2 protein-coding genes are annotated in these 2861 nt (G+C 67.9%); both read left to right on the forward strand.

From position 1 onward, the window contains the following. The first annotated feature begins 241 nt into the window (after window positions 1-241). On the forward strand, window positions 242-1441 hold the full coding sequence (locus JHL17_RS11480) for an extracellular solute-binding protein (protein ID WP_200193173.1): 1200 nt from the start codon (window positions 242-244) through the stop codon (window positions 1439-1441). 188 nt (window positions 1442-1629) lie between these two features. After that, window positions 1630-2682: an ABC transporter ATP-binding protein gene (locus tag JHL17_RS11485; protein WP_200193175.1), complete on the forward strand. Its 1053-nt coding sequence runs from the start codon at window positions 1630-1632 to the stop codon at window positions 2680-2682. Window positions 2683-2861 lie beyond the last annotated feature (179 nt).

Consider the following 2861-nt stretch of genomic DNA (forward strand, 5'->3'; position numbering starts at 1 on the left):
TCCCCGCTTTCGGCGGACCGAAGGTCCGCCTGTCGCGTCAGCGCAAACGAAGTTTGCGCGTAAGCGGGGGAGGGGGGATTAGCCATGTGACGGCTCTATGAAGTTTGGCGGAGCTTCATCTTCCCCCATGGACGGACCGCTTTTGTCTCAGGCACACTTTGCGCCTTGAGCGGGGCTTACGCCGACGCGCTGAAACGCCACCCGTCCAAACGCCATCCAAGAGCCAGGGAGACCGGACGTCATGTCCCAGATCTTTCACACCGGGATCGATCACGCCCAGACCGAATCCCAGCGGTCCAGCGCCGAGACCCAGCGCGCCGCCAAGAGCTTCACCCGCCGCCTGCTGCTGCAAAGCGCCGCGGCGGCCGCCGGTGTCGCCTCGGTCGGTCCCTTCGTCCTGCGTGAAGGCCACGCGGCGTCGGGTTCTGTGAAGATCTTCTCCTGGGCCGGCTACATCAGCCCGGACATGCTGGCCGACTTCGAGAAGAAGACCGGCGTCAAGGCGACCCTGACCGAATACGGCACCAACGACGAGCTGCTGAACCAGCTGAAGGCGACCGGCGGCGCCGGCTTCGACATCATCCACCCCACCGTCGACCGCGTGCCGAACTATGTCGAGTTCGAGCTGGTTCAGCCGATCGACGAGGCGAAGGTGAAGTGGGACGGCTGCCTGAAATCGTCGGTCGAGGGTTCCGCCGGGATGGGCGGCGTCGTCGGCGGCAAGCGCTATTTCGCCCCGGCCGACTGGGGCACCGAGGCGCTGGCCTACGACATGAAGAAGGCGCCGCTCGCCTACGGCACCGCCAGCTACGGCGATTTGTGGGCGCCGGCCAATGCCGGCAAGGTGACGGTGCGCGGCCACTCCTCGCTGATCGGCATCGCGCTGTGGCTGGAAAGCCAGGGCAAGCTGCCGCACCCGGTCCGCGACCAGTTCAAGGACGAGGCGAAGGCGCGCGCCAACTTCGACGCCATCCTCAAGGTGGCCGCCGCCAACAAGAAGTCGGTCGCCCAGTTCTGGACCAACGAGAACGAGGCCCAGGGCGCCTTCCGCACCAACGGCTGTGTCATCGGCCAGACCTGGGACAGCAGCGCCGTGGCGCTGCGCAAGGAAGGGCTGCCGGTCCGCTTCGTGGCGCCGAAGGAAGGTGCGCTCGCCTGGATGGAAGGCTTCGCCATCCCGAAGAAGGCGGAGAACCTGGAGAACGCCTATGCCTGGATCAACTGGTTCTACACGCCCCAGGCCGGCGCGCTCTACACCAACCATTCCGGCATCTCCAGCACCGCGGTCGGCGCCGAGGCGCATCTGACCGACCTCAACAAGCAGTTCTTCGCCGACGCCTATCCGGGCGACGCGCTGCAGAAGCTGTGGTGGTGGCCGATCCAGGACGCGTGGTACGTCTCGATCCGCAACGAGTACCAGGATCGCTTCCTCGCGGCGTGATCTGATCCTTCCTCTCCCGTCCCGGGAGAGGGAAGGGGCCCATGGCGCGAGCCATGGGAAGGGTGAGGGGTGCTCCAAGAAACCATGCGGTTCGGGTTTCTCGGGCCACCCCTCACCCTCCCGCCCGCGGCGGGTCCCTCCCTCTCCCGGGGCGGGAGAGGGTTTGTGTTCCCATTTCGGCAGGGTCCATGAGCCAAGACGTCCAACTCGACCATGTCACCATGCGGTTCGGCGACACCGTCGCCGTCCGCGACGTGTCGCTGACCATCGGGGCAGGGGAGTTCTTCAGTTTCCTCGGCCCGTCGGGCTGCGGCAAGACCACCATCCTGCGCATGATTTCCGGCTTCATGGAGCCGACCGACGGCGCCGTCCGCATCGGCGGCCGGGACATGAAGGGGATCGGGCCGAACAAGCGGCCGACCGCGCTGATCTTCCAGAACCTCGCCTTGTTTCCGCTGATGACGGTGGCGGACAACATCGGCTTCGGGCTGGAGGTGCGCGGCGTGCCGGCGGCGGACCGCAAGCGCCGGGTGCGCGAGCTGCTGGAGCTGGTGGCACTGCCCGACACGGCGGACAAGCGGGTGACCGACCTGTCCGGCGGCCAGCGCCAGCGCATCGCCATCGCCCGCGCGCTCGCGGTGGAGCCGGCGGTGCTGCTGCTCGACGAGCCGCTGTCGGCGCTCGATCTCAAGCTGCGCCAGCACATGCGGGCCGAGCTGCGCGAGCTGCAGAAGCGCACCGGCGTCACCTTCATCTACATCACCCACGACCAGGGCGAGGCGCTGACCATGTCCGACCGCATCGGCGTGATGTCGCGCGGCGTGCTGGAACAGGTGGGCGACGGCCAGACCATCTACGACCACCCGGAAACCGCCTTCGTCGCCTCCTTCGTCGGCGAGGCGAACCGCTTCGCCGGCCCGGTCACCCAGGCGGCGGAGGGCTGGGCGGTGCTCGACACCGCTTACGGGCCCTTGCGCGGGCGCAACCCGCGCGGTCTGGCGGTGGGCGACCGCGCCACCCTGTTCGTCCGGCCGGAACGTCTGGCCCCAGGCGAGAACGACAACAGCCTGACCGCCCGCGTCAGCCACAGCGACTTCGAAGGCGCCTTCGTCAACGCCTTCCTAGACGGCGGCCTGACCGTCCAGATGCCGCATCTGGGCCAGGAACCGGCCTTCGTTCCCGGCGAAACCGCCCGCCTCGGCTTCCGCGCCGCCGACGCCGTGGTCTTGCCGACGGCTTGACCCCTCTCCCATATCCCCCTCTCCCCCCCGGGGAGAGGGTCGGGGTGAGGGGGACGCATGGCATGGGTTCGATAAGAGAGCGGGAACCGGGCGATTTTTGAAGATCCTCGCCACGCGACCCCCTCACCCTAACCCTCTCCCCGCTTTCGGCGGACCGAAGGTCCGCCTGTCGCGTCAGC

It is taken from the genome of Azospirillum endophyticum, from assembly GCF_016595245.1.
Classification (GTDB): Bacteria; Pseudomonadota; Alphaproteobacteria; order Azospirillales; family Azospirillaceae; genus Azospirillum; species Azospirillum endophyticum.